This window comes from Kitasatospora sp. NPDC057512, from assembly GCF_042802135.1.
GTDB lineage: Bacteria > Actinomycetota > Actinomycetes > Streptomycetales > Streptomycetaceae > Kitasatospora.
Genome location: NZ_JBHVET010000022.1, coordinates 4167 through 28653 on the forward strand (window position 1 = coordinate 4167; position 24487 = coordinate 28653).

Here is a 24487-nt window from a genome sequence, read left to right on the forward strand (position 1 = left end):
CGGCCGCGGGGGGCGGGCGGGGGGGGGGGGGGGGGGGGCACCACTCCGCCCCGGGGGGGGGGGGGGGGGGGGGCAGCCGGAGGGGAGCCTGCGGGAGGGCCGCAGGGGAACTGCAGGAAGTTTCTGCAACTTGCCGGAAACTTGCAGCGCCGAACCTAGAGGCACCCGCAAAGGCCGTCAAGACCTTGGTCGAAGCCCGGGAGAAGCCCGGAAGAAACCGGGGAGGAGCCGAGGAGAAGCCGGGGGCCAGGTCGGCAGGCGCGGGCACGACAAGGGCCCGGCAGCCGTAGCCACCGGGCCCCTCACCTGTCCTGGTTCACCGGCCCGTCAGGAGCCGGTCCGGGCTCAGCCGGTCTGGACGGAGGTGTCGTCGATCACGAAGCTGGTCTGGAGCGAGGCGTCCTCGGTCCCGGCGAACTTCACGGTGACCGTCTGGCCCGCGTAGGCCGACAGGTCGAAGGTGCGCTGCTGGTAGCCGGCCGCGGCGTCCACGTTGGAGTAGGTCTTCAGCGTGGTGCCGTTGACCGACACGGTCAGCTTGTCGTACGCGGTGGTGCCCGACTCGGCGGTGTCGATGTGCAGCCAGAAGCTCAGCGTCGCCTTGCAGCCCGCCGGGATGCTCACCGTCTGCGACAGCGAGTCCGAGTGGGTGGAGCCGTAGCCGTTCAGCCACGCCTTCCAGGAGCCGCTGTGCGCCGCCTGCGAGGCGCTGCTGTCCACCACGCCGCTCGACGCGGTCCACGGCGTGGCCGTGCCCGACTCGAAGCCCTCGTTGCCCAGCAGCTGGGCCGGGGTGCAGCCGCCGCCACCGGTGGAGACGGTCCAGGTGAAGCTGGTCGTACCGGTCTTGCCGGCCGAGTCCTTCGCCGTGACGGTCACGTTGTAGGTGCCCGCGGTGGAGGCGGTGCCGGTGATCGCGCCGGTGGAGGCGTTGATCGACAGGCCGGTGGGCAGGCCGGTGGCCGAGTAGGTCAGCGGGGCGGTGCCGCCGGTGGCCTTGATCGCCAGGTTGACCGCACCGCCGACGGCGGTGGACTGGTTGCCCGGGTTGGTGACGGTGACGCCGCCCGGGTTGGGCGCCGTGCCGACGTTGACGCCCGCCCAGGCGGTGCCGACCGCGGCCAGCTCGGCGCTGCCGGCCCCGTACAGGTCGGTGGCCGCCTTCTCCGTCGCGGTGCGCGCCGCGGCGTAGTTGGTGCTGGAGGTCATGTAGGTGGTCAGCGCGCGGTACCAGACGGCCGCCGCCTTGTCCCGGCCGATGCCGGTGACCGTGATGTTGCCCTGGGTCGGCGAGTCGTAGTTGACGCCGTTGATGGTCTTCGCGCCGCTGCCCTCGGACAGCAGGTAGAAGAAGTGGTTGGCGACACCGGACGAGTAGTGGACGTCCTTGTTGCCGACGGTGGAGGACCAGTAGTCGGCCGAGGCACCGTCCTTGGACGGCTTGTCCATGTAGCGCAGCGGGGTGCCGTCCCCGTTGATGTTGATCAACTCACCGATCAGGTAGTCGGGGTTGTCGGTCGGGATGTTGGCGTAGAACTCGACCATCGTGCCGAAGATGTCCGAGGTGGCCTCGTTGAGGCCGCCGGACTCGCCCGAGTAGGTCAGGTTGGCGGTGGCCGCGGTGACGCCGTGGCTCATCTCGTGGCCCGCGACGTCCAGCTCGGTGAGCGGCGCGGTGTTGTTGCTGCCGTCGCCGTACGTCATGCAGAAGCAGGAGTCGTCCCAGAACGCGTTCACGTAGTTGTTGCCGTAGTGGACGCGGCTGTAGGCGCCGACACCGTCGTTGCGGATGCCGTTGCGGCCGAAGGTGTTCTTGTAGTAGTCCCAGGTGGCCGCGACGCCGTAGTGGGCGTCGACCGCGGCGGACTCGCCGTTGTTGACGGTGCCGTCGCCCCAGGTGTCGGTGGACTTGCTGTACAGCGTGCCGGTGCCCGAGGTCCCGTGGTTCAGGTTGGTGGTGTACATCCCACCGCGGGTGCCGTCCTTCAGCTGGTACGACGAACCCGACTGGGTGGTGCCGATGGTGACGTTGCCGACGAAGACGCCCTTGCCGGAGCCGGTCTCGATGCCGTCCCACTGCTGGATGACCTGGCCGCTGGTGGCGTCGGTGACGACGTGCATCTTGCTCGGGGTGCCGTCGGACTTGGTCGAGGAGACGACGGTCTCCCAGGCCAGCCGGGGGCTGTTGTCCGCGGCCCAGACGACCAGGCGCGGCGCGGTGTCGACCGCGGTGCCCTGCTCGGCGGCGAGCGCGGCGGTCTGCGCGGCCGGGGCGGCCAGCTTCGGCGTGGTGCCGACGCCGCTCAGCGGGGCGGTGCTGGCCCGGTCGACGCTCTTGGTCGCACCGGTGGGCGCCTGGTGCACCACCAGGTCCCCACCCAGGACGGGCAGTCCGTTGAGGGTGCGCTCGTACCGCAGGTGGCGGGTGCCGTCCGCGTCCTGGAAGACGTCCTTGGTGACCAGCTTCTCCTCACCGCTCAGCCCGAGGCTCTGGGCGAGGCTGGTGGTCTGCTGGTTCGCGGCGGAGATCAGCTGGGCGCGGCTCGCCTGCTGGGCCGCGACGGCGGCCGGCGCGTCCGGCGTGGCCGCCTGGGCGATCACCGGTATGCCGGTGACCAGCAGCGCGGTGGAGGCGGCCATGACAACCGCCGCCTTCCGTGCGTGAGCGTAACGGGACATGCGGACTCCTTTTCCGACCGGCGCTGGGTCGCGCACGGTGGAGAGAAACCTGGGCCGCGGGGTCGCGGCGCAGTGGGGGCCCCCGCCGGGTGCGACGGGAGTGCGGATGCGGTGCTCACAACTCGTTGCAGGGTCGGACGCGCTGCACCTGAACTGGACCGGCCGCACCGGGGGGTGGGGTCCCCTCGTCTACAGCCGGGGGAATCGTGGCAGCAAACGAGCCGTTAATGACAGATGCATGCCACGGATTGGCCGATTCATTACCGAAACCGTATGGAGGGCGCTCCATCAGTTGTGTTACCCCACGACGAACTCGTGAACACGGTTTTCATGGCCCCGGACAAAGTTCGATCACCACCGGCGGTCGGTGACCAGCACTCAGGGCCGGTTCCGGCCCCGGCGGGTGGCCGACAGCGCCCGGCGGACCCGGCACGTCACAGTTCCGGCCGTGCCATCGACGGTTTCCGGCCACCGCGCGTCCGGAACGCGACCGTGCCCCCGCCGACCGCAACCGGGCCCCGCACCACCTGAACAGTGGTACGGGGCCCGGGAGTTGTCGGGGTGTACGAATCAGTGTCGGACGGGCCGGAGCCGGACGAACCGGTGTCGGCACGTCAGCACCGGCGGGTCAGCGCTGGACGAACACCGCCACGGTGCGGCCCGGCACGGTGAAGGTGCCGGTCGCGGCGTCGAAGCCGGACCGCTGCACCACCCGGTCCGCCCCGCCCGCCTGGACGGGGTGCAGCGCCTGGCCGGTGCCCTTCAGCGCCGGCACGGTCTGCGCCTGCGCCGTGGGCGTGGCGTTGAAGACCACCGTGACGCCCTTCTCCGCCCCCGGCAGCCCGGTGCCGTCCAGGTGCAGGGTGATCACCCCGGGCGTCTCACCGGCGGTGCCGGAGAGCGGGTAGGAGAGCCGCTGCTGGACGGCGGCCAGGCTCGGCAGCGAGAACAGCGGCGAGGACTGCTTGATCCGCAGGAACTCCTGGTACTGCGCCGAGGCCGACCGGATGTCGGCCGCGCCGACGGTCAGCCGCGGGTTCGCCAGCAGCGACTGCGCGGCCGTCCACTGCTCCTGGTTGTCCTTCGCCGTCGGCAGGCCGCGGCCCCAGCCGTTGCCCTGGGCCGGGTCCCAGTGGATCGCGTTGAACCAGTCCCCCGAGTCGTAGGAGTTGGAGTCGAGCGACTTGGAGCGCAGCAGGTCGCTGCCGGCCTGGGCGAAGCCCGCGCCCTGGGTGAGCGCGGTCAGCGAGAGCCCGAGCGCCTGCATCCGGGCCCGGTCGGCGGGCGCGGTGCCGGTCGGCAGCTTGTACGCGAGCGCGTCGAAGAGGTCGGTGTTGTCGTGGGCGTCCACGTACTCCACCGCCTCGCCGGGCTTGGCCGCGTACCCGGTCGGGGCGCCGTTGTAGTCGACCTGGGCGCCGGTGACGGGCTTTCCGGAGCTGTCGGTGAAGAAGTAGCCGGCCAGGTTGCCGGTCAGCCCGACCTTCAGCTGGTCCATCTGGTGCAGCAGCCGGGCCTTCTGCTCCTCCGGGGTGCCGTTCGCGGCCGAGCCGTTCGGGTCGGTGTACAGGCCCGAGGCGAAGCCCTGCTGCGGGGCGGAGTTCAGCATGAAGTTGCCGCCGCGGGCGGCGTCCCGGATCCGGTCGTCGAAGGTGGCGATGCCGGTGCCGGCCATGTTCTGCTGGGTGGCCTGCTCGAACCGGGCGTTGTTCGCGACGGCGCCGAAGTTCCAGCCCTCGCCGTAGAGGAAGACGTTCTTCCCGTCCACGCCGTCCGAGTCCGGCGTCATCTTCCGCAGCGCGGCCTGCACGTCCAGCATGGTGGACTTCGGGTCCAGGCCCATCAGGTCGAAGCGGAAGCCGTCCACCTTGTACTCGCGGGCCCACAGCGTCACCGAGTCGACCACCAGCCGGTTCATCATGGCGTGCTCGGGCGCCGTGTCGGCGCAGCAGCTGTCCGCCGTCACCTTGCCGTCGGCGTCCAGCCGCTGGTAGTAGCCGGGCACCACCTTGTCCAGCACCGAGTGCTCGGCCTGGCCGCTGGCGGCGGTGTGGTTGTAGACCACGTCGAGCACCACCCGCAGCCCGGCCGCGTGCATCGCCTGCACCATCTGCCGGAACTGCACCGTGCGGGCGGCCCCGTTCGGGTCGGTGGCGTACGAGCCCTCCGGCACGTTGTAGTGCAGCGGGTCGTAGCCCCAGTTGTACGCGTCGTCGGCGGCCACGGCCGCCACGCACTCCTGCTGCTTCGGGCCGTCCGGGGGAAGGGATGTGAGGTCGCAGGCCGGCAGCTTCTGGTCGGCCCGGTTCTCCCGGATGGTGGCGATGTCGAAGGTCGGCAGCAGGTGGACCGTGGTCACCCCGGCCTTGGCCAGGTCCCGCAGGTGCCGCATGCCGGCCGAGTCCGACTCGGTGAACGCCAGGTAGGTGCCGCGCTCGGCGGCCGGGACGGTGGGGTCCTCGACCGAGAAGTCCCGGACGTGCAGTTCCTGGATCTGCTGCCGCTCGGCCGGGACGGCCTGCGGGCGGGCGTGGTCGTCCCAGCCCGCGGGCTTGAGCGCCTTGGCGTCGAGGTCGGCGACCAGGCTGCGCCGGGAGTCGGTGGACAGCGCCACCGAGTACGGGTCGGTCACGGTGTTGACCACCAGTTGCTGGGTGGACGGCGCCCAGACCTTCACCTGGTACAGGTAGTACCTACCGTCCAACTCGCCCTTGTCGCGGACGACTTCCCAGACGCCGGTCTCGTCGTCGAGCTTCAGCGGCAGCGTCTTCGGGGTGCCCCCGGTGGCGCTGTCGAAGACCTGGACGGAGACCTCCCGCGCGGTCGGCGCCCACAGCGACAGCGCCACCTTGCCGTTGTAGTACGCCGGGCCGAAGTCGACCTTGCCGGTCCGCCCGGCGTACAGGTCGTCCAGCACGCCCGGGATCTGCACCCCGGTGCCGGCCAGGACGGCGCCGCTGGGCAGGTGCTCGGTGAACAGCAGCTGGCCGCGGAGCGCGGCCGGGACGCGGGCGGCGTCCCGGGGGTCCACGGTGAAGGCCCGGTAGCCCGCCAGGTGCGGGTACTTGGCCTTCTGGGCGTCGGTCAGCCCGCCCTTGGCCGGGGTGAGCCGCAGCCACTTGCCGGGCTTGGTCAGCGCGCCCTTGTCGGCCCGGATGCCGCCCTCGGGGTCGTACACCAGCTGGGCGCTGGTGCCGCCGGCCAGGGCGTCGTCGCCCGCGCCGTAGTTCGCCGGGACGACGACGGTCCTCGCGTCGATCCACTGGGCCTTGGCGCCGGTGAGGTCGATCTGCGAGGAGGCGGCCGGGTTCTGCGGCAGCAGGTAGCCCTCGCGGCCGCCGAGCACCCAGACCTCCTTGCCGTTGACGGCGAAGTCCAGCGACTGGTCGGCGGGCAGGTCCTTGTCGTTGCCCTTGTGCAGGATGTAGCTGAGGCTGGTCGCCCCGGGGGCCAGCGGCACCTCGAAGACGGCGCCGAAGGCGTCGCGGCGGGCCGGCGTCAGCGGCTTGCCCCAGTCGGTCGGGGTGGCCGCGCCGGTCCAGTCGTGCAGGCCCCAGCCGTCGTAGTCGCCGTCGGCCCGGTTGTAGTGGATGACGGCGGTGTCCGCCGGCTGGCCAGGACCGGTCGACCCAGCCGGCGGCCCCGGGTTGGCGGTGCGGACGGTCGCGCCCCCTTGCTTCAGCCACACCTCGCCGGTGCTGCCGACGTCGAGGTGCCGGTCGGCGTCGACGTCCTTGACGCCGTCCTTCTCCACGATGAAGCCGACGTCCGAGGCGCCCGGCTTGAGCCTCACGTACGCGAAGGCGCCGTACGCGTCCCGCCCGGTGAAGGCGTGCCCGGCCGGCCACGGGGTGGCCTCGCCGTCGGCGAGGTCGCCCCAGGCGTAGAGGTTCCAGCCGTCGTAGTCGCCGTCCGGCCGGTTGTAGTGGACGACGGCGTACGGGCGGGAGCCGGCGGTGGGCGCGGGCTTGGGCGCGGGGGTGCCGGTGGTGAAGCTCGCGGTGGCGGAGCGCAGGTGGCCGCTGGAGTCCCGCACGACGGCCTTGTAGCGGACCACCGTGCCGGGGGCGACGGCGCCCAGGTCCTGGGTGACCTTGTAGACGCCGTTGTCGGCGGTGCCCAGGGTCTGCCAGGGCCCGTTGCCGGTCTGGGCGGCGAAGCTCACCTGGTTGAAGCCGCCGTCCGTCGTGGCGCCGACCGTGACGAGCCCGGTCGAGCCGTCGGCCGGCGGCTGCACCGAGAGCCGCGGCGCGGCGGCCACCGGCGCGAGCCGGCCGCCCGCCTTGAGGACGACCGAGGACAGCGCGGGCACGGTGACCGTAACCTTGCGGTCGGCGCCGCTGGTGACGCGGGCGCCCGCCGCCGGGTAGAGCGGGTCGAAGCCCATCCCCGCCGAGAAGGTGTCCAGGGTGACGGTCTTCGCCTCGGCGGCGTTGTTGACCGCGACCAGGTACTCGACCTGCTGCCCGGCGTCGATCCGGGAGAAGGCGTACACGCCGGCGCCGTCGGCGGCGTACCGCTCGATCTGGGCGCCGTCGGCCAGGGCCGGGTTGTCGCGGCGCAGCTTGGCCAGCCCGGCGATGCCCTGGTAGAGCCCGCCGCCCTGCCCGTACCGGTCGGCCGGGCCGGAGGGGCCGCCGAGTACCCGGTCGCCGTTGTAGGAGGCCGTCTTCGAGGCGAACAGGTCCTGCCGGGCGTCCTTGTCGCCGCCCGCGCCGGTGAAGCCCTGCTCGTCGCCGTAGTAGACGACGGGCTGGCCGCGGGTGAGGAACTGCAGCTCGTTGCCGAGCCGGTCCTTCCTCAGCAGCGTGGCGTCGGCCGCGCCCGGGTTGTCGGCGAGCAGGAAGGAGCCGAAGCGGCCCATGTCGTGGTTGCCGAGGAAGGTGGGCAGCTCGTACGCGTCGGTGTCGGCGCCGGTGTAGCGGTAGTCCTGGGCGTAGACGTCGGCGAGGCCGCGCGCCGAGCCGCCCTGCGAGACGTAGGAGCGGGCCGCGCCCTGGAACGGGAAGTCCAGGGTGGCCTGGAGCCTGCCCTTGGTGACGTACGGCGCGGTGACCGCCGGGTCGCCGGAGTAGACCTCGCCGAACATGAAGAACTTCCTGTTGCCCTGCTTGGCGGCGAAGTCCTTGAGCGCGGGGGCCCACTGCTGCCAGAACGCCATGTCGACGTGCTTGACGGTGTCGATCCGGAAGCCGTCCACGCCGGCGTCCTTGACCCACTGCTGGTAGACCTTCTCGAAGCCCTTCACCACCTTGGGGTTCTGGGTGTCGAGGTCGTCCAGGCCGCTGAAGTCGCCCTCGGTGGCGGACTCGCCGACGAAGGTCGAGTCGCCCCGGTTGTGGTACAGCGCCGGGTCGTTGAGCCAGGACGGGGTCTTGGCCACGGCGTCGGCCGGATTGCGGAAGACCGGGGTGTAGGGGAAGGAGTCCTTGGTGGTCCGCGGCCAGGGGGCGCCCGCGTCGGCGACGGCGGTCTCGTCCACCGGGTTCCCGTCCGCGTCGAGCGTCGGGTAGGCGCCGACGGAGCGGTAGCCGTACTGCTTCTCGGCGTAGTCGATGACGTCGGCGGTGTGGTTGGTGATGACGTCGAAGAAGACCTTGATGCCGCGGGCGTGCGCCTTGGCTATCAGCTCCTTGAGCTGCTCGTTGGTGCCGAAGTGCGGGTCGACCTGGGTGAAGTCGGTGATCCAGTAGCCGTGGTAGCCGGCCGAGGCGTCGGCGCCGCTGCCCTGCACCGGCTTGTTCTTGAAGATCGGGGCCAGCCAGATCGCGGTGGTGCCGAGGTCCTGGACGTAGTCGAGCCGCTGGATCAGCCCGGCCAGGTCGCCGCCGTGGTAGAAGCCCTTGTCGGCGGGGTCGAAGCCGTTCTCCAGCCGCCCCCCGGTGATGCCTCCGGCGTCGTTGGCGGTGTCGCCGTTGGCGAAGCGGTCGGGCAGGACGAAGTAGAACTGCTCCCGGGTGAGGTCGTGCCGTCCGGCGGTGGCCGCGAGCGCGGCGTCCGAGGGCGGGGCCGGCGGGGCGGCGGCGAGGGCCGCGGGGGCGCCGCCGAGGGTGGCGGCGGTCAGGGCGGCGGCCAGCAGGACGGCCGTACGGCCCGGTCTGCGGCGGCCAGGGGTTCGTCGGGCAGTGCTCCGTCGGGGGCGGAGCGGGGCATCGGCCACTGAGGGCTCCCTTAGGGGAAGGGGCGATCGATTTCCCAGGAAGCTAGCGGCCTGCAATATGTTTCAGCAAGATGCAGAAATCGTTTCGTCACGGGAACTTCCAGGTGGCGGACCGTCTCCGACCACCCCGATTACTCCCTTGGAGCGACGGGCGTGACAATGGGACGTATGTCCGTCCCACCGGTATGCACCCAACCCCCGAGCACCCCCTACCCCGGTGGGCGCCGGCCCCTAGCCCTCAAGGGGGACAGCCGGTGAAGAATCCACTTCCAGAGGATGAGCAGACGGCTACGAGCGGTCTGGCAGACTTGCCGTCCATGGGGGAACCGACCGAGATCCAGCGAGGCGACGTACGGCGCGCCGACGCGGCCAGCGGTGGCGGTTCCGAAGCAGCGAAGGCCGTCCCCGGCCGCCTGCCCGATGGAGCCACCCGTGCCGCCCAGTCCCGCACCGCCGCCCTGCGCAGCCGCGTCAGCGCCCAGCGCCGCTCGCCGGCCAGGCCGCGGATCTGGTTCGAGCTGGCACTGATCGGGATCAGCTACTGGGTCTACTCGATCGTGCGCAACGCGGTCCCCGAACAGGAGGCGATAGCCCAGAAGCACGCGGGCTGGATCTGGGACCTGGAGAAGCACCTCGGCATCGCCGTCGAGCGCTCGATCAACCACGCCGTGGACAGCGTCGGGTGGCTCATCACGGGGATGAACTACTACTACGCGACGCTGCACTTCGTGATCACGATCGGCGTGCTGGTCTGGCTCTACCGCAGCCACCCCGGACGCTACGTCGCGGCCCGCACGGTGCTGTTCGTGACCACCGGGATCGCCCTGGTCGGCTTCTACTTCTTCCCGCTGGCCCCGCCCCGGCTGATGACCGACGGCGGCTTCATCGACACCGTGAAGGCCCACGGCACCTGGGGCTCGATGGCCTCCGGGCCCGCCGCGCACGTCTCCAACCAGTACGCGGCCATGCCCTCGATGCACATCGGCTGGTCGATGTGGTGCGGTCTGGCGATCTTCTTCCTGGCCCGCCGGACGTGGGTCAGGGTGCTCGGCCTGATGTACCCGGCCGCCACCCTGGTGGTGATCGTCTCCACCGCCAACCACTTCTGGATGGACGCCGTCGGCGGCGTGCTCTGCCTGCTGGTGGGCTTCCTCACCGCCCGCTGGATGTACCACGAATGGGTCTACCGGCTGCCGAAGGTGCCCGCCCGGGAGACGGTGGCGGACCAGCCGATCACCGTCCCGGAGCAGTGGAGCGAGCCCGCGGTCAGCAGCGCGCGCCGCTAGCCGGCCGAATGGCATAAACCTCCCGAAGGGGCCCCGACCGGGGCCCCTTTCGCGTCCCCGGGGCGGGCCGTCCCCGGGGCGGCGGCCGGAGGCGGGGCGGCTCCGGTCAGCCGGCGCCGTAGAACAGCCGGTCCACCACCGCCCGGGCCCGCCGGGTGGTCCGCCGGTAGTCGTCCAGCAGCTCGCCGCTGTGCCCGGAGCCGTACCCGAGGTAGCGGGCCACCCCGGCCAGCTCCCGGGCCTCCCCCGGGAAGCTGTCCCCGGGCCGCCCGCGCACCAGCATCACCGCCGCCCGCACCCGGGAGGCCAGCACCCAGGCCGTGTCCAGCACCTCGGCGTCCTCCGGCTCGACCAGCCCGGCCTCCGCGGCCGCGGCCAGCGCCGCCCTGGTCCGGGTGGTGCGCAGGGCCGGCAGCTCGTGCCCGTGCCGGAGCTGCAACAGCTGCACCGTCCACTCGACGTCCGCCAGCCCGCCCCGGCCGATCTTGGTGTGGGTGGTCGGGTCGGCCCCGCGCGGCAGCCGCTCGGCCTCGATCCGCGCCTTGATCCGGCGGATCTCCACCAGGTCCCGCTCCGGCACCCCGCCGCCGGGGTAGCGCAGCGGGTCGATCAACTGCCGGAACCGCGCGCCCAGCTCCTCGTCCCCGGCCACCGGTTCGGCCCGCAGCAGCGCCTGGCTCTCCCAGGCGTGCGACCAGCGCCGGTAGTACGCCGCGTACGAGGCGAGGGTGCGCACCAGCGGGCCGCTGCGGCCCTCCGGCCGCAGGTCGGCGTCGACCAGCAGCGGCGGCTCGGTGGAGGGCGCGCCCAGCTGGGCGCGCAGCTCGTGGCAGACCGCCTGGGCGGCCCGGGCGGCCTCCTCCTCCAGCGAGCCGAGCAGCGGCTCGTGGACGAAGAGCACGTCCGCGTCCGAGCCGTAGCCCAGCTCGTGGCCGCCGAACCGGCCCATCGCGATCACCGCGATCCGGGTCGGCAGGTCCCCGTGCTCGGCCTCCCAGCCGGCCACGCAGGCGCGCAGCGCGCCGCCCAGGGTGGCGGCGTTGAGCGCGGTGAGCGCCTCCCCCGCGGTGTCCAGCGCCTCGGCCGGGTCCTCCCCGAGCCGCCCGAGCACGTCCGCGGCGGCGGTGCGGAACAGCTCGCGGCGGCGCACCGAGCGGGCGGCCGCCACCGCGGCGTGGGTGGACCCGGCCCGGCCGACGGCGGCCAGTATCTCCGACTGCAGCGCCGCCCGTCCGCGCGGTTCCAGGCCGTGCGGGTCGCCCAGCATGGCCACCGCCTCGGGGGCGCGCAGCAGCAGGTCGGGGGCGAGTCGGCCGGCCGACAGCACCCGGGCCAGCTGCTCGGCGGCGGCGCTCTCGTCCCGCAGCAGCCGCAGGTACCAGGGGGTGCGGCCGAGCGCGTCGGAGACCTGGCGGAAGTTGAGCAGCCCGGCGTCCGGGTCCGCGGACTCGGCGAACCAGCCGAGCAGCACCGGCAGCAGGGTGCGCTGGATCGCCGCCTTGCGGCTCACCCCGGAGGCGAGCGCGCTGAGGTGCCGCAGCGCGGCCGCCGGGTCCGCGTAGCCCAGCGCCTCCAGCCGGGCCCGGGCCGCCTCCGGGCTGAGCCCGGTGGCGCCCGGCGGCAGTTCGGCGACGGCGTCGAGCAGCGGCCGGTAGAACAGCTTCTCGTGCAGCCGCCGGACCTCCATCGCGTGCCGCTTCCACTCGCGCTGCAGCGCGGCCACCGGGTCGGCGCGGGTGTCGTCGTTGATCAGCGCCGCCAGCGAACGGGCCAGCCGGCGCAGGTCCTCGGCCCCGGTGGGCATCAGGTGGGTGCGGCGCAGCCGGTACAGCTGGATGCGGTGCTCCAGCGAGCGCAGGAAGCGGTACGCGGCGTCCAGCGAGGCGGCGTCCGCCCGGCCGACGTAGCCGCCCCGGGAGAGCGCGGCCAGCGCCTCCAGGGTGTTGCCGCTGCGCAGCGCCGGGTCGGTGCGGCCGTGCACCAGCTGGAGCAGCTGGACGGAGAACTCGACGTCGCGCAGCCCGCCCGGGCCGAGCTTGAGCTGGCGGTCCAGCTCGGTGGCCGGGATGGAGTCGACCACCCGGCGGCGCATCTGCTGCACGTCGGCGACGAAGTTCTCCCGGGCGGCGGCCTGCCAGACCATCGGGGCGAGCGCCGCCACGTACGCGGCGCCGAGTTCCGCGTCCCCGGCGACCGGGCGGGCCTTGAGCAGTGCCTGGAACTCCCAGGTCTTGGCCCAGCGCTGGTAGTACGCGAGGTGGCTGGCCAGGGTGCGCACCAGCGGGCCGTTGCGGCCCTCGGGGCGCAGGTTGGCGTCCACCGGCCAGATGGTGCCCTCGCCGGTGGTGTCCGCGCACAGCCGGGTGAGGGCGGCGGCGAGCCGGGTGGCGGCCTTGAGCGCCTCGTGCTCGTCCACGCCCTCGCGCGGCTCGGCGACGAAGACCACGTCCACGTCCGAGACGTAGTTGAGCTCGCGGCCGCCGCACTTGCCCATGCCGATCACGGCGAGCCGGCAGGCCGCGGCCGCCTCCGGGTCCTGCTCGGCGGCGAGGTCCAGGGCGGTCTGGAGGGTGGCGCCGGCCAGGTCGGCGAGTTCGGCGGCGGTCTGCGCGAGGTCGGTGGTGCCGGTGAGGTCGCGGGCGGCGATCGCGAGCAGGCAGCGGCGGTAGGCGACGCGCAGCGCGTTCGCCGGGCCGAGGGTGGCGTCCCGGACGCCCTCGGCGAGGGAGCGGCGGAAGTCCTCCGGGCCGGGGTGCATGTCGCGCAGTTCGAAGGTGACCAGCACGTGCCAGTCGTGCGGGTGCCGGGCCAGGTGGTCGCCGAGCGCGGTGGAGACGCCGAGCACGCCGAGCAGCCGGTCGCGCAGCGGCTTGGAGGTGGTGAGGGTGTCGCGCAGGGTGTGCCGGTCGGCCTCGTCGGCGGCCTCCAGCAGCCGGGACAGGCCGAGCAGCGCGAGGTCGGGGTCGGCGGTGGCGCCGAGCGCGTCCAGCAGCACGGGGTCGTCGGCCAGGCCCTCCAGCCCGGGGCCCTCCAACAGCCGCACCGCCCGCGCCGGGTCGGTGAACCCGCGCCGGACCAGCCGGTTCTCCGGCCGGCTGACCCGGCTCCCGGCCCGCTGCTCCTCCACCGCCATCGGCCCCTCCATCCGTCCGCTCAGAGGCCCGTCCGGGCCCCGGCAGGTCCGTCCGGGCCCCTGGCAGGGCCGTCCGGGCCCTAGCAGGTTACGCGCCCCGGCAACCCGTCGCCGGACGCGACCGCCCGCCGCCGTCGGCGTGACCTCGGCCCCGCCGTGCTCGTTCACCCGGGCGCCGCCCCCGTCCCCCTCCCCCGGAGCGCCGATGCCCATGACCGGCCCCAGCCGCCTGCCCTCGCTCACCGGGCTGCGCTTCTGGGCCGCCCTGCTGGTGGTGCTCTACCACCTCTCCCGCAAGGTGGGCGAGCTGCCGCTGCTCAGCCCGCTCGCCTGGTACGGCCGTTCGGGCGTGACGTTCTTCTTCGTGCTCTCCGGTTTCGTGCTGGCCTGGACGTACGGGGCCTCGCCCGCGAGGCCGTGGGTCTTCGCCCGCCGCCGGTTCGCCCGGATCTGGCCGCTGCACGTGCTGACCACCGCGCTGTCCCTGGGCGCGGACGCGGCGATCGGCGCGGTGCTGCCGGTGGCGGCGGCACTCTGGTCGCTGGCGCTGGTGCACCCGTGGGCGCTGCCCACCCTGTACGGCGGCAACCCGGCCTCCTGGTCGCTGGGCGCCGAGGCCTGGTTCTACCTGCTGTTCCCGCCGCTGCTGCGCCTGCTGGCCCCGCGCCGGCGCGCCTGGCTGCCGCTCGCGGCCCTGTGCGCCGCGCTCGGCCCGGTGCTGTGGGCGGCCGGCGCCGTGATGCCCTCCGACCCGACGGTGCGCGGCTGGCTGCTGGACTACCTGCCGCTGACCCGGACCCCGCAGTTCGTCCTCGGCGTGGTCACCGGCCTGGCCGTGCGGCACGGCACGCTGCCCCGGGCGCGCCTCCCGCGGCCGGGGCTCCTCCCGGCGGCCGCCGCCGTGCTGCTCTGGCACCTGCTGCTGGTCCCCTGGCACGCCGCCGTCCCGGACTCCTGCTGGTACGGCCCGTACAGCGCCTCCCAGTTGCTCTCCGCGCCGCTGTTCGCCGTCCTGCTGGCGGCCGCCGCCCGGCGCGACGCCGCCGGGGCCCCGCCCCGGCTGCTGGCGGGCCGGACGGCCGTGCGGCTCGGCGAGTGGTCGTACGCCTGGTACCTGGTGCACGAGATCGGCCTCCGCTGCTGGCTGTCCGTCCAGGGCCGCCCGGCGCCGGGGGCCGCGACGCTCGGCGTCTGGCTGCTGCTGGCGGGCGGCTCGCTGGTGGCCGCGGGGGCCCTGTACCGCTGGGTGGAGCGGCCGTGCGAGCGGCTGCTGCGCGGCGCCCCGCGGGGCCGGGACGCGGCGGCGCCGCTGTCGCCCCGCGCGGTGCGGGTGGTGCGGCAGCGGCGCCGTGGCCCGACGGTGGGCCAGCCGTCGGCGGATCAGCCCTCGGTGGAGCCGTCCAGGTTGACGTAGGCGTAGAAGACGCCCAGGTCGTAGCCGTCCTTGTCGGTGTCGAACAGCACCTTGATGTCGGTGTCCCCGTTGCGCAGGAACGGCGAGATGTCCCAACGGTTGGAGTCGTAGCCGAAGTTGTTGCGGTTGTACGGGGTGCGGATGAACTGGTCGGCCGGGGTCAGCTCCTCGATGGTGGAGTTGAACGCGTCGTTGGAGGCGTGGTTGGGGTCCGAGAAGAGCGCCTGCGGCCCGTTGGTGGACTTGATGGCGAGGGTGTCGCCGGTCCACTTGAGGTCGCCGTCGTAGACGACGAAGCCGAGCTTGCCCGCCACCGGGCCGTCGGCGGGGGTCCGGAGCCCGGTGAGGTCGAACTCGCGCGGCGGGCTGTCCGGCAGCTCGACCCGGAAGCCGTCCCACAGGTGGATGTGACGGTACGGCTTGCAGTCGTTCTCGTACGCGACCACGATCGTCCAGCCGCCCCAGCTGTGCGGCTTCACCACCGAGTCCATGTTGGCGACGGTGTAGGTGCCGTTGCCGGCCTGCCGGACCAGGTCGGTGATGTCGGCGGAGGCCTGGTAGCTGCTCTCCACGTCGGTGGTGATGTAGCCGATCGAGGGCTGGTCGTTGGCGATGTTGCGGTACTGGCCCTCGCCCGGGACCTTCAGGTACACCTCGTCGATCTGGTTCTCCGGCAGCACGACGTCGTCGATGCCGCGGGTGCCGCCCCAGTACAGCCGGGCGTACTTGACCCGGGAGCCGTCGATCAGGCCCAGGTCGGCGGAGCTGGCGGAGTAGATCGCGTCGCCGAGCGGGCCGACCGAGCCCGGGTCGATGTTGATGTACTTCATCTCGTACTTGTTGTTGATCGGCCGGGTACCGAGGCCCTTGCGGGCGTCCAGGCAGGGCGGCTGCTCCGGGTCGAGCGGCGCCTTCGTCTCGTCGCAGGTCATCAGCGAGTTGCTGATCCGGGTGATGGAGCCGTGGAAGTCGCCCTCGAAGCGGGTGGTGAACGGCAGCTGGTTCTCGGCGACCGTGGTGGCCCGCTGCTGCGCGCGGTGCGGCTGCTGCTGCTGTGGCTGCTGCTGCAACGACTGCAGCAGCTCCAGCGGGTTCTGCGGGTGCTGCTGCAACGACTGCAGCAGCTCCAGCGGGTTCTGGGAGCTCTGGGAGTTCTGGGAGCTCTGCGGGTACTGCGCACCCGCGTTCGCACCGGTGCCCGTGCCCGAACCGCGGGCGTCGGCGACGGTCGGGGCGGCCAGCAGTTGGCCCGCGACGGCGGCCACGGCGGCGCCCACGACACAGGTCCGGCGGACGAGCAGTCGGGTGGCGGCGGCGCGGCTGACGGAGGAGGTCATGTGATCCTCTTTCAGGATGAAACGGACAATCAGAGTCCATCGGACCATGACGCCCAGTCATACAACCCTTACATTCCGCCACCGGACCGGCGATCCGTCGCAGATCCACTCCATCGGACGGCCCGCCGTCGTCCCTTCGGACGACAGCGGGCCGGAAACGGTTCGAGCGGCCCTCACCCGCTCACAGCACCTGGAGGTTCTTCCGCAGCTCGAACGGGGTGACCTCGGAGCGGTACTCCTCCCACTCCTTGTGCTTGTTCCTGAGGAAGAAGTCGAAGACGTGCTCGCCGAGGGTCTCGGCGACGAGCTCGCTGCGCTGCATCAGGTCGATGGCCTCGCCGAGGTTCTGCGGCATCGGCTGGATGCCGAGGGCGCGGCGCTCGGAGTCGGACAGCGCCCACACGTCGTCGTCGGCGCCGGGCGGGAGCTCGTAGCCCTCCTCGATGCCCTTCAGCCCGGCCGCGAGGGTGACGGCGTAGGCGAGGTACGGGTTGCAGCCGGTGTCCAGGGAGCGGACCTCGATCCGGGTGGAGCCCTGCTTGCCCGGCTTGTACATCGGCACCCGGATCAGCGCCGAGCGGTTGTTGTGGCCCCAGCAGATGTACGACGGCGCCTCGCCGCCGGCCCCGGCGGTGCGCTGGGAGCCGCCCCAGATCCGCTTGTAGGAGTTCACCCACTGGTTGGTGACGGCGGCCGTCTCGGCGGCGTGCTTCAGCAGGCCGGCGATGAAGGACCGGCCGACCTTGGAGAGCTGGTACTCGGCGCCGGACTCGTGGAAGGCGTTGCGGTCGCCCTCGAACAGCGAGACGTGGGTGTGCATGCCGCTGCCGGGGTGCTCGGAGAACGGCTTGGGCATGAAGCTCGCGTGCACGCCCTGCTCCAGCGCGACCTCCTTCATGACCAGCCGGAAGGTCATGATGTTGTCGGCGGTGGAGAGCGCGTCGGCGTAGCGCAGGTCGATCTCCTGCTGGCCGGGGGCGCCCTCGTGGTGCGAGAACTCGACCGAGATGCCCATCGACTCCAGCATGGTGATCGCCTGGCGGCGGAAGTCGTGGCCCACCCCGCGCGGGGTGTGGTCGAAGTAGCCGGACTGGTCGGCGGGGATCGGCGGGGTGCCGTCGCCGGGCAGGTTCTTCAGCAGGAAGAACTCGATCTCCGGGTGTGTGTAGAAGGTGAAGCCCTGCTCGGAGGCCTTCTCCAGGGTGCGCTTGAGCACGAACCGGGGGTCGGCGAAGGAGGGCGAGCCGTCCGGCATCAGGATGTCGCAGAACATCCGGGCGGTGCCCGGGGTCTCCGAGCGCCACGGCAGGATCTGGAAGGTGGTCGGATCCGGCTTGGCGATCATGTCGGACTCGTACACCCGGGCGAACCCCTCGATCGCCGAGCCGTCGAACCCGATGCCCTCCTCGAAGGCCTGCTCCAGCTCGGCCGGCGCCACCGCGACCGACTTCAGGAAGCCGAGCACGTCGGTGAACCACAGCCGGACGAACCGGATGTCACGCTCTTCGAGCGTCCGAAGCACGAACTGCTGCTGCTTGCCCATGGGGACAGTCTCACCTCTGCTCTTTACGCTCGTGTTACGCCCCGGAGGCCGTGGAAAGACCTCGTAAAGCGGTTGCCCCCATCATGGCCGATCCCCGCCCGGCCCGGCAGTGCCGACCCCCGCCGCCGGCCCCTGCCCAGGACATTGCGTCAGTTAGACGATTACACTCGGGGCATGCCCAATCTCCGTCTCGCCCTGTGCCAGACCGACCCCTGGGTCGGCGACCTCGCCCGCAACGGCGACGAGGTGGTGCGCCGGACCAAGCAGGCCGTGGAGGCCGGCGCGCAGCTGGTCGCCTTCCCCGAGATGGCCCTCACCGGGTACCCGGTGGAGGACCTCGCCCTGCGCCACTCCTTCGTCGAGGCCTCCCGCGCCGCGCTGGTCGCACTGGCCGCCCGGCTGGCGGCGGAAGGGCTCGGCGGGGTCCCGGTGGTGGTCGGCTACCTGGGGCGCTCCGAGCACGCCTCGCCGCGCTTCAACCGCCCGGCCGGCTCCCCGCAGAACTGCGCCGCCGTGCTGCACCGGGGCGAGGTGGTGACCCGCTTCGCCAAGCACCACCTGCCCAACTACGGCGTGTTCGACGAGTTCCGCTGGTTCGTCCCGGGCGACCAGCTGTCGGTGCTGCGGCTGCACGGGGTGGACGTCGCGCTGGCGATCTGCGAGGACATCTGGCAGGACGGCGGCCGGGTCACCGCCGCCCGCGAGGCCGGCGCCGGGCTGCTGCTGGTGATCAACGGCTCCCCGTACGAGCGGAACAAGGACGACCAGCGACTGGAGCTGGTGCGGCGCCGGGCGGCCGAGGCGGGCTGCGCCCTGGCGTACGTCAACATGGTCGGCGGCCAGGACGAACTGGTCTTCGACGGCGACTCGGTCGTGGTCGGCGCGGGCGGCGAAGTCCTGGCCCGTGCCCCGCAGTTCGAGGAGCACCTGCTGGTGCTGGACCTCGACCTGCCGGCCGCCGCGGGCGACGACACCGACGGCCTGCTGCTGAGCGACGGGCTGCACCTGGTCCGTACCGAGCTGGGCGGCGAGCCGCAGGCCGCGCCCGCCGAGCCGCTCACCGCCGGGGTGGCGCCGCGGCTGTCCGACGAGGCCGAGATCTGGGCCGCGCTGGTCTCCGGCACCCGGGCGTACGTGGCCAAGAACGGCTTCGGCTCGGTGCTGATCGGCCTGTCCGGCGGCATCGACTCGGCGCTGGTGGCCGCGATCGCGGTGGACGCGGTCGGCGCGCCGAACGTGCACTGCGTCTCGATGCCCAGCCGCTACTCCTCCCAGCACTCCCGGGACGACGCGGCCGAGCTGGCCCGCCGGACCGGACTGCGCTTCCGGACCGTCTCCATCGCCCCGATGTTCGACGCCTACCTGGGCGCCGTCGAGCTGACCGGCCTGGCCGAGGAGAACCTCCAGTCCCGGCTGCGCGGCACCCTGCTGATGGCGATCTCCAACCAGGAGGGGCACCTGGTGCTCGCGCCCGGCAACAAGAGCGAGCTGGCGGTCGGCTACTCGACCCTGTACGGCGACTCGGTGGGCGCCTACGGGCCGGTCAAGGACGTCTACAAGTCGCTGGTCTTCCGGCTGGCGCGCTGGCGCAACGAGGAGGCCGAGCGGCGCGGCGAGGTGCCGCCGATCCCGGAGCACACCATCACCAAGCCGCCGTCCGCCGAACTGCGGCCGGACCAGGTGGACACCGACTCGCTGCCCGACTACGACCTGCTGGACGACCTGCTGACCCGCTACATCGAGGGCGACGAGGGCCGGGACGCGATCGTGGCGGCCGGCTTCGACCCGGCGCTGGTGGACCGGGTGGTCCGGCTGGTCGACACCGCCGAGTACAAGCGGCGCCAGTACCCGCCGGGCCCGAAGATCTCGGCCAAGAACTTCGGCCGGGACCGCCGCCTGCCGATCACCAACCGCTGGCGGCGCGGCTGACCCCCATGCGCCCGGCCCCCATGCGGCCGGTCCCCACCCGGCCGGCCCTCACGAGGAGTACCGGTACGTGGCGGCCACCGGGAGGTGGTCGCTGCCGTCCCGGGGCAGGGTGCGGGAGTCCACCGGCTTCAGCCCGCCCTTGCTCATGATCTGGTCGATCCGGGCCATCGGGAAGGCGGCCGGCCAGCTGAAGCCGAAGCCGTCCCCGGCGGCGCCCTGGGCCGAGCGCATCTGCGAGGTGACCGGCGCCAGGCTGCGGTCGTTCATGGTGCCGTTGAGGTCGCCGAGCAACAGGACCTTCTTCAGCGGCTCGGCCTGGATCGCGTCGCCGAGCGCCTGCGCGCTGACGTCCCGCTGGTTGACGGTGAAGCCGCCCTCGGCCTTCAGCCGCACCGAGGGCAGGTGCGCGACGTACACCGCGACCGGGCCCTGCGGGGTGGTGACCTCGGCCCGGAAGGCCCTGGTCCAGCCGATCTTCAGGTCCACCGGGGTGACGTCGCCGATCGGGTACTTCGACCAGAGCCCGACGGTGCCCTCCACGGTGTGGTGCGGGTAGGCGGCGGCGAGCCCGGTCTCGTACGAGCGCAGCTGCTTTCCGGCCAGCTCCTGCAGGGCGACGATCTGGGCGCCGGAGTCCACCAGGGTGCGGACGGTGCCCGGCACGTCGGTGTTGGCGGCGGCGACGTTGTGGCTGACCACCGTCCAGTCGCCCTTGCCGCCGCTCTTGTCGCTCAGCAGGCCGCCGAACAGGTTGGCCCAGAGCACGACGGGCAGCAGCAGGGCGATCAGCGCAGTGGCGGAGCGGCGCAGCAGCGCGGGCACCAGCAGCACCGGGACGGCCAGGCCCAGCCAGGGCAGGAAGGTCTCCAGCAGGCTGCCGAGGTTGCCGGCGCTGTTGGGCACCTCGGCGTGCAGGGCGATCAGTCCGGCGGTGAGCACGGCCAGCGCGGCGACCACCAGGCCGCGCCGCCAGGTGGTGCTGCCGCGGGCGTCCCGGCCCCAGTGGCGCAGACCGAGGAAGCCGCCGCGACGCGACGCGGGGGCCGGGCCGTCGGCGCCGCCCCCTGGGGCCGCGATCCGTTCGGTCCTGTCCGCCTGCGCCATGAAGTGGCTCCCGTTCGCTCGTGCCGCCGCCGTTCCGGTACCCGGACCGTCGAAGGTGCGGGCACGACCGGACCGGTGCCGGTTTGATCGGATACCCGGCTCAGCCTATGCCGGGACAGACGTCGGGCCCGCTGAGCGGGTTCCGGCGTGGCCCGGTTTGGTGAGCGAGGCCACGTCCGGCCTGGTGGGCGGGGCCACGTCCGGCCTGGTGAGCGGGGCGACGTCCGATCTGGTGGGCGGGGCGACGTCCGGGGCGACGTCCGGCCGGGTCAGCGGGGTGCGAGGCCTTCGAGCACGGAGTCGACCAGCTTGCGGGCCAGGTCCGGGTCCTCCAGGTCGGAGTCGTCCCACAGGATGCTGCGGTAGAGGATCGGCCCCATCAGCAGGTCGTTGAGCAGTTCCAGGTCGAGGTCGTCGCGGATCACGCCCTCGGCGACGGCCCGGCGGATCAGGCCGAGCCCGATCTCCCGGCGGGGCTTGATCACCCGTTCCCGGTACGCGGTGTACAGCTCGGGCAGGGTCTGCATCTGGCCGAGGGTGGCCTTGAGCACCCAGCGGGTGCGCTTGGCCAGGCCGCGCCGGCGGACGTGGTCCACCATGGCGATCAGGTCGGCCCGGGCGCCGGCGCCGGTGGGCTCCGGCAGCGGCTCCTCCAGCCGGCTGACCACGTCGACCAGCAGGGCCTCCTTGTTGGGCCAGCGCCGGTAGATGGTGGCCTTGCCGACGCCGGCGGCGGCGGCGATGCCCTCGATGGTGAGCTCGGACAGCGCGGTGCCGCCGGCCATCAGGTCCTCGACGGCCCCGAAGATGGCCTGCTCGGCGGCCTCGCTGCGGGGCCGGCCACGGCGTACCTCCGCGCAGTGCTGCCCGGTGCCGGCGGTCGGCGTGTCCGTCTTCATCCCCGCTGTCTCTCCCTCGTCCTCCCCGGTCGCCTGGCGCCGTGGGGTGTCCTCCGGTGGGCCCTCGGCCGGGGGCCTGCCCGGACCGAGGCCCCGCCACCCGGGCGCACCCGGGTGACAGGGCCATTGTCGCTCAGTCGCGGGACGGCCGGCCGCAGCTCAGGCGTCCGCGGCCGCGGCCTCCCGCTCCTGGCCGCGCTGACCGGAGGCGGGCCCGGCCGGGCCCGCGGGGGCGGCCGAGCGGCCCGGCAGCAGGAACCAGGCGACGACGGCGCCGATCACCGAGACGCCCACCGAGAGCGAGGCCACCACGTGCATGGCGTGGATGAAGGAGTCGTTCGCCGGGGCGATCAGCGCCTCGCCGCCGGGGATCCGGCCGGCGATGGCCAGGGTGGCCTCCAGCGACTCGCCGGCCTTGTCGCGCAGGCCCTCGGGCAGGTGGGTCAGGGTGTCGGCCATCCCGTCGCGGTAGACGGTGGAGAGCACCGCGCCGAGCACGGCGACCCCGAGCGAGCCGCCGACCTGGCGGAAGGTGTTGTTGACGGCCGAGCCGGCCCCGGCCTTCTCGCGGGGCAGCGAGGCCATGATCGCGACGGTGACCGGCGGCATGACGTGCGCCATGCCGGCGCCCATCACCAGGCCGAGCAGGACCAGTACCCAGATCGGGGTGGTGGCGGTCAGCACGACGTAGCCGACGAAGCCGAGCGCGACCAGCAGCATGCCGCCGGCGGCGGTGGCGGCGACGCCGAGGCGGTCGACCACCAGCCGGGCCCGCGGGGCGAACACCAGCTGGGCGGCGGCCAGCGGCAGCATCAGCACACCGGCCTGGAGGGCGCTGTAGCCGCGCACGCTCTGGATGTAGAAGACGCCGAAGAAGGAGACGCCCATCAGCGCGAAGAAGATCACGCCGACGACCACCACGGAGGCGCTGAACACCCGGTTGCGGAACCAGGTGACGTCCAGCGCGGGGAACGCGGTGCGGCGCTCGTGCCAGACGAAGGCGACCAGCGCGACCACGCCGACCAGGGTCGGCACCCAGGCCCCGGCCGCGGTGAAGTCGGCCAGCTCGCCGCCCTTGATGATGCCGTAGATCAGCGCGACCAGGCCGATGATCGACAGCAGCACGCCGACCGGGTCCATCCGGCCCGGGTTGGGGTCCTTGGACTCGGGGACCAGGATCACCATCGCTATCACCGCGACGACCACGATCGGGACGTTGACGAGGAAGACCGAGCCCCACCAGAAGTGCTCGATCAGCAGGCCGCCGGTGATCGGGCCGATGGCGATGGCCAGGCCGACCGCGCCGGCCCAGATCCCGATCGCCTTCGGCTGCTCGGAGCGCTCGAAGACGTTCATGATGATCGCCAGCGTGGCGGGCATCGCGAGCGCGCCGCCGACGCCCATCAGGGCGCGGTAGCCGATGAGTTCACCGGGCGAGGCGGCCAGCGCGGACAGCAGCGAGGCGACCCCGAAGACCACCATGCCGGCCAGCAGCGCGCGCTTGCGGCCGAACCGGTCGCCGAGCAGGCCGGAGGTGAACAGCAGCCCGGCGAAGACCAGGGTGTAGGAGTTGATCGACCATTCCAGGTCGCTCTGGGTGGCTCCGAGGCCGACCGGAGCGGGGGTCGCGATGGTCTTCATCGCGACGTTGAGGATCGAGTTGTCGAGCACGACGACGAGCAGGGCGAGCAGCAGGGTGCCGAGGATCGCCCAGCGCCGACGGTGGATGGCTTCCGGCACGCGGGGTGGCGCGGCTGCGGTGGTCATTGGTGTTCCCGTCCGTGGTGGTGTGGCACTGGCGGGCAATTCCGAGCCGAATGCGTCTCGTAACCCCCCACACCAGACTAGCGGCCGATACGATACGAGACGAACCCGTTTCGTAAAGAGCAGGCAAATTCGGGGGCCTCCCGCGCACCCCGGCGCGGGGCGCCCGCGCACCCGGTACGGCGCGGATCGCGCCCGGCGTGGCGTGGATCGCACCCGGTGTGGCGTGGATCGCACCGGGACGAACGCACCCCTCTTTGCGCCGGGGCCGGGGCGTGCAAGCATGGAGGTGATCCGGGGACGCCGTACGGCGCCACGAGACGACAACCCTTCAGGAGTCCGTTCGATGAACGCTTCTACGCCTTCGCCTGCCCAGAACCAGGCGTCGACCACCACCCTCTACGGCGGGGTCACCAACCGCCGGGTCACCGTCCGCGACCTCGCCGCCGCCAAGCGGCGCGGCGAGAAGTGGTCGATGCTGACCGCCTACGACGCCCTCACCGCGGGCGTGTTCGACGAGGCCGGCATCCCGGTGCTGCTGGTCGGCGACTCGGCGGGCAACTGCCACCTCGGCTACGAGACCACCGTCCCGGTGACCATGGATCAGATGGTGATGCTCTCCGCCGCCGTCGTCCGCGGCACCAAGCGGTCCATGATCGTCGCCGACCTGCCGTTCGGCTCGTACCAGGAGTCCCCCGCCCAGGCCATGCACAACGCGGCCCGGCTGATGAAGGAGGCCGGGGTCGGCGCGGTCAAGCTGGAGGGCGGGGAGCGCAGCGCCCGCTCGATCGAGCTGCTGGTCGAGGCCGGCGTCCCGGTGATGGCCCACATCGGCCTCACCCCGCAGTCCGTGCACGCCCTCGGCGGCTACCCGGTCCAGGGCCGGGGCGACGAGGCGGCCCACCAGCTGCTGCGCGACGCCAAGGCCGTCCAGCAGTCCGGCGCCTTCGCGGTCGTGCTGGAGGCCGTCCCGGCCGAGCTGGCCGCCCAGGTCACCGAGCAGCTGGCGATCCCGACCGTCGGCATCGGCGGCGGCCCGGACACCGACGCCCAGGTGCTGGTCTGGACCGACATGGCCGGCATGACGGCCGGCCGGGTGCCCAAGTTCGTCAAGCAGTACGCCGACCTGCGCACCGTCCTCGGCGACGCCGCCCGCGCCTACGCCCAGGACGTCCGCACCGGCGCCTTCCCCGCGGCCGAGCACAGCTTCACGTAAGGACCGACGCCGCGGCCCCGCTC

12 protein-coding genes are annotated in these 24487 nt (G+C 72.8%); 4 read left to right on the forward strand and 8 right to left on the reverse strand.

Annotated features, from left to right (window positions below; all coding sequences use genetic code 11):
• Positions 1–345: 345 nt before the first annotated feature.
• Complete coding sequence (locus ACFU6K_RS03285) at positions 346–2679, reverse strand: M4 family metallopeptidase (protein ID WP_380660594.1); 2334 nt, start codon at positions 2677–2679, stop codon at positions 346–348.
• 628 nt (positions 2680–3307) lie between these two features.
• A complete protein-coding gene (pulA, locus tag ACFU6K_RS03290; RefSeq protein WP_380660595.1) occupies positions 3308–8839 on the reverse strand; it encodes a pullulanase-type alpha-1,6-glucosidase in 5532 nt (1843 codons plus the stop codon).
• A gap of 317 nt (positions 8840–9156) precedes the next feature.
• On the opposite strand from pulA, the gene ACFU6K_RS03295 reads away from it, so the two are divergent.
• Complete coding sequence (locus tag ACFU6K_RS03295; protein ID WP_380660596.1) at positions 9157–10125, forward strand: phosphatase PAP2 family protein; 969 nt, start codon at positions 9157–9159, stop codon at positions 10123–10125.
• Positions 10126–10231: 106 nt separating this feature from the next.
• Here the strand turns inward: ACFU6K_RS03295 and ACFU6K_RS03300 are convergent, their stop codons facing one another.
• Complete coding sequence (locus tag ACFU6K_RS03300; RefSeq protein WP_380660597.1) at positions 10232–13258, reverse strand: bifunctional [glutamine synthetase] adenylyltransferase/[glutamine synthetase]-adenylyl-L-tyrosine phosphorylase; 3027 nt, start codon at positions 13256–13258, stop codon at positions 10232–10234.
• A 211-nt stretch (positions 13259–13469) separates the two neighbouring features.
• On the opposite strand from ACFU6K_RS03300, the gene ACFU6K_RS03305 reads away from it, so the two are divergent.
• Entirely contained in the window at positions 13470–14672 is a 1203-nt protein-coding gene (locus ACFU6K_RS03305) for an acyltransferase family protein (RefSeq protein WP_380660598.1), read from the forward strand.
• Here ACFU6K_RS03305 and ACFU6K_RS03310 read toward each other — a convergent pair.
• A complete protein-coding gene (locus ACFU6K_RS03310) occupies positions 14639–16009 on the reverse strand; it encodes a hypothetical protein (protein WP_380660599.1) in 1371 nt (456 codons plus the stop codon). The genes ACFU6K_RS03305 and ACFU6K_RS03310 overlap by 34 nt on opposite strands.
• 181 nt (positions 16010–16190) lie before the next feature.
• Positions 16191–17552: a type I glutamate--ammonia ligase gene (glnA, locus tag ACFU6K_RS03315; RefSeq protein ID WP_380660600.1), complete on the reverse strand. Its 1362-nt coding sequence runs from the start codon at positions 17550–17552 to the stop codon at positions 16191–16193.
• Between the two features lie 174 nt (positions 17553–17726).
• Between glnA and ACFU6K_RS03320 the strand changes: the two genes are divergently transcribed.
• Positions 17727–19481, forward strand: a complete 1755-nt coding sequence (locus ACFU6K_RS03320; protein ID WP_380660601.1) for an NAD+ synthase — start codon at positions 17727–17729, stop codon at positions 19479–19481.
• A 48-nt stretch (positions 19482–19529) separates the two neighbouring features.
• Here ACFU6K_RS03320 and ACFU6K_RS03325 read toward each other — a convergent pair whose 3' ends face one another.
• The 3 genes from ACFU6K_RS03325 to ACFU6K_RS03335 all read right to left on the reverse strand — a co-directional run bounded on the left by ACFU6K_RS03325 (position 19530) and on the right by ACFU6K_RS03335 (position 23251).
• Positions 19530–20585 (reverse strand): endonuclease/exonuclease/phosphatase family protein, encoded by a 1056-nt coding sequence (locus ACFU6K_RS03325; protein WP_380660602.1) that lies wholly within the window; start codon positions 20583–20585, stop codon positions 19530–19532.
• A gap of 269 nt (positions 20586–20854) precedes the next feature.
• Positions 20855–21484 (reverse strand): TetR/AcrR family transcriptional regulator, encoded by a 630-nt coding sequence (locus tag ACFU6K_RS03330; protein ID WP_380660603.1) that lies wholly within the window; start codon positions 21482–21484, stop codon positions 20855–20857.
• 159 nt (positions 21485–21643) lie between these two features.
• Entirely contained in the window at positions 21644–23251 is a 1608-nt protein-coding gene (locus ACFU6K_RS03335) for a DHA2 family efflux MFS transporter permease subunit (RefSeq protein WP_380660604.1), read from the reverse strand.
• A gap of 343 nt (positions 23252–23594) precedes the next feature.
• Here ACFU6K_RS03335 and panB point away from each other — a divergent pair, with 343 nt between their 5' ends.
• Positions 23595–24464, forward strand: a complete 870-nt coding sequence (gene panB, locus ACFU6K_RS03340) for a 3-methyl-2-oxobutanoate hydroxymethyltransferase (RefSeq protein ID WP_380660605.1) — start codon at positions 23595–23597, stop codon at positions 24462–24464.
• The last annotated feature ends 23 nt before the right edge of the window (positions 24465–24487 follow it).

Coding starts and splice junctions, on each gene's coding strand:
- ACFU6K_RS03285 (WP_380660594.1), bottom strand. CDS start 2,679: ATGTCCCGTTACGCTCACGCACGGAAGGCGGCGGTTGTCATGGCCGCC.
- ACFU6K_RS03295 (WP_380660596.1), top strand. CDS start 9,157: ATGGGGGAACCGACCGAGATCCAGCGAGGCGACGTACGGCGCGCCGAC.
- ACFU6K_RS03300 (WP_380660597.1), bottom strand. CDS start 13,258: ATGGCGGTGGAGGAGCAGCGGGCCGGGAGCCGGGTCAGCCGGCCGGAG.
- ACFU6K_RS03305 (WP_380660598.1), top strand. CDS start 13,470: ATGACCGGCCCCAGCCGCCTGCCCTCGCTCACCGGGCTGCGCTTCTGG.
- ACFU6K_RS03310 (WP_380660599.1), bottom strand. CDS start 16,009: ATGACCTCCTCCGTCAGCCGCGCCGCCGCCACCCGACTGCTCGTCCGC.
- glnA (WP_380660600.1), bottom strand. CDS start 17,552: ATGGGCAAGCAGCAGCAGTTCGTGCTTCGGACGCTCGAAGAGCGTGAC.
- ACFU6K_RS03320 (WP_380660601.1), top strand. CDS start 17,727: ATGCCCAATCTCCGTCTCGCCCTGTGCCAGACCGACCCCTGGGTCGGC.
- ACFU6K_RS03325 (WP_380660602.1), bottom strand. CDS start 20,585: ATGGCGCAGGCGGACAGGACCGAACGGATCGCGGCCCCAGGGGGCGGC.
- ACFU6K_RS03330 (WP_380660603.1), bottom strand. CDS start 21,484: ATGAAGACGGACACGCCGACCGCCGGCACCGGGCAGCACTGCGCGGAG.
- ACFU6K_RS03335 (WP_380660604.1), bottom strand. CDS start 23,251: ATGACCACCGCAGCCGCGCCACCCCGCGTGCCGGAAGCCATCCACCGT.
- panB (WP_380660605.1), top strand. CDS start 23,595: ATGAACGCTTCTACGCCTTCGCCTGCCCAGAACCAGGCGTCGACCACC.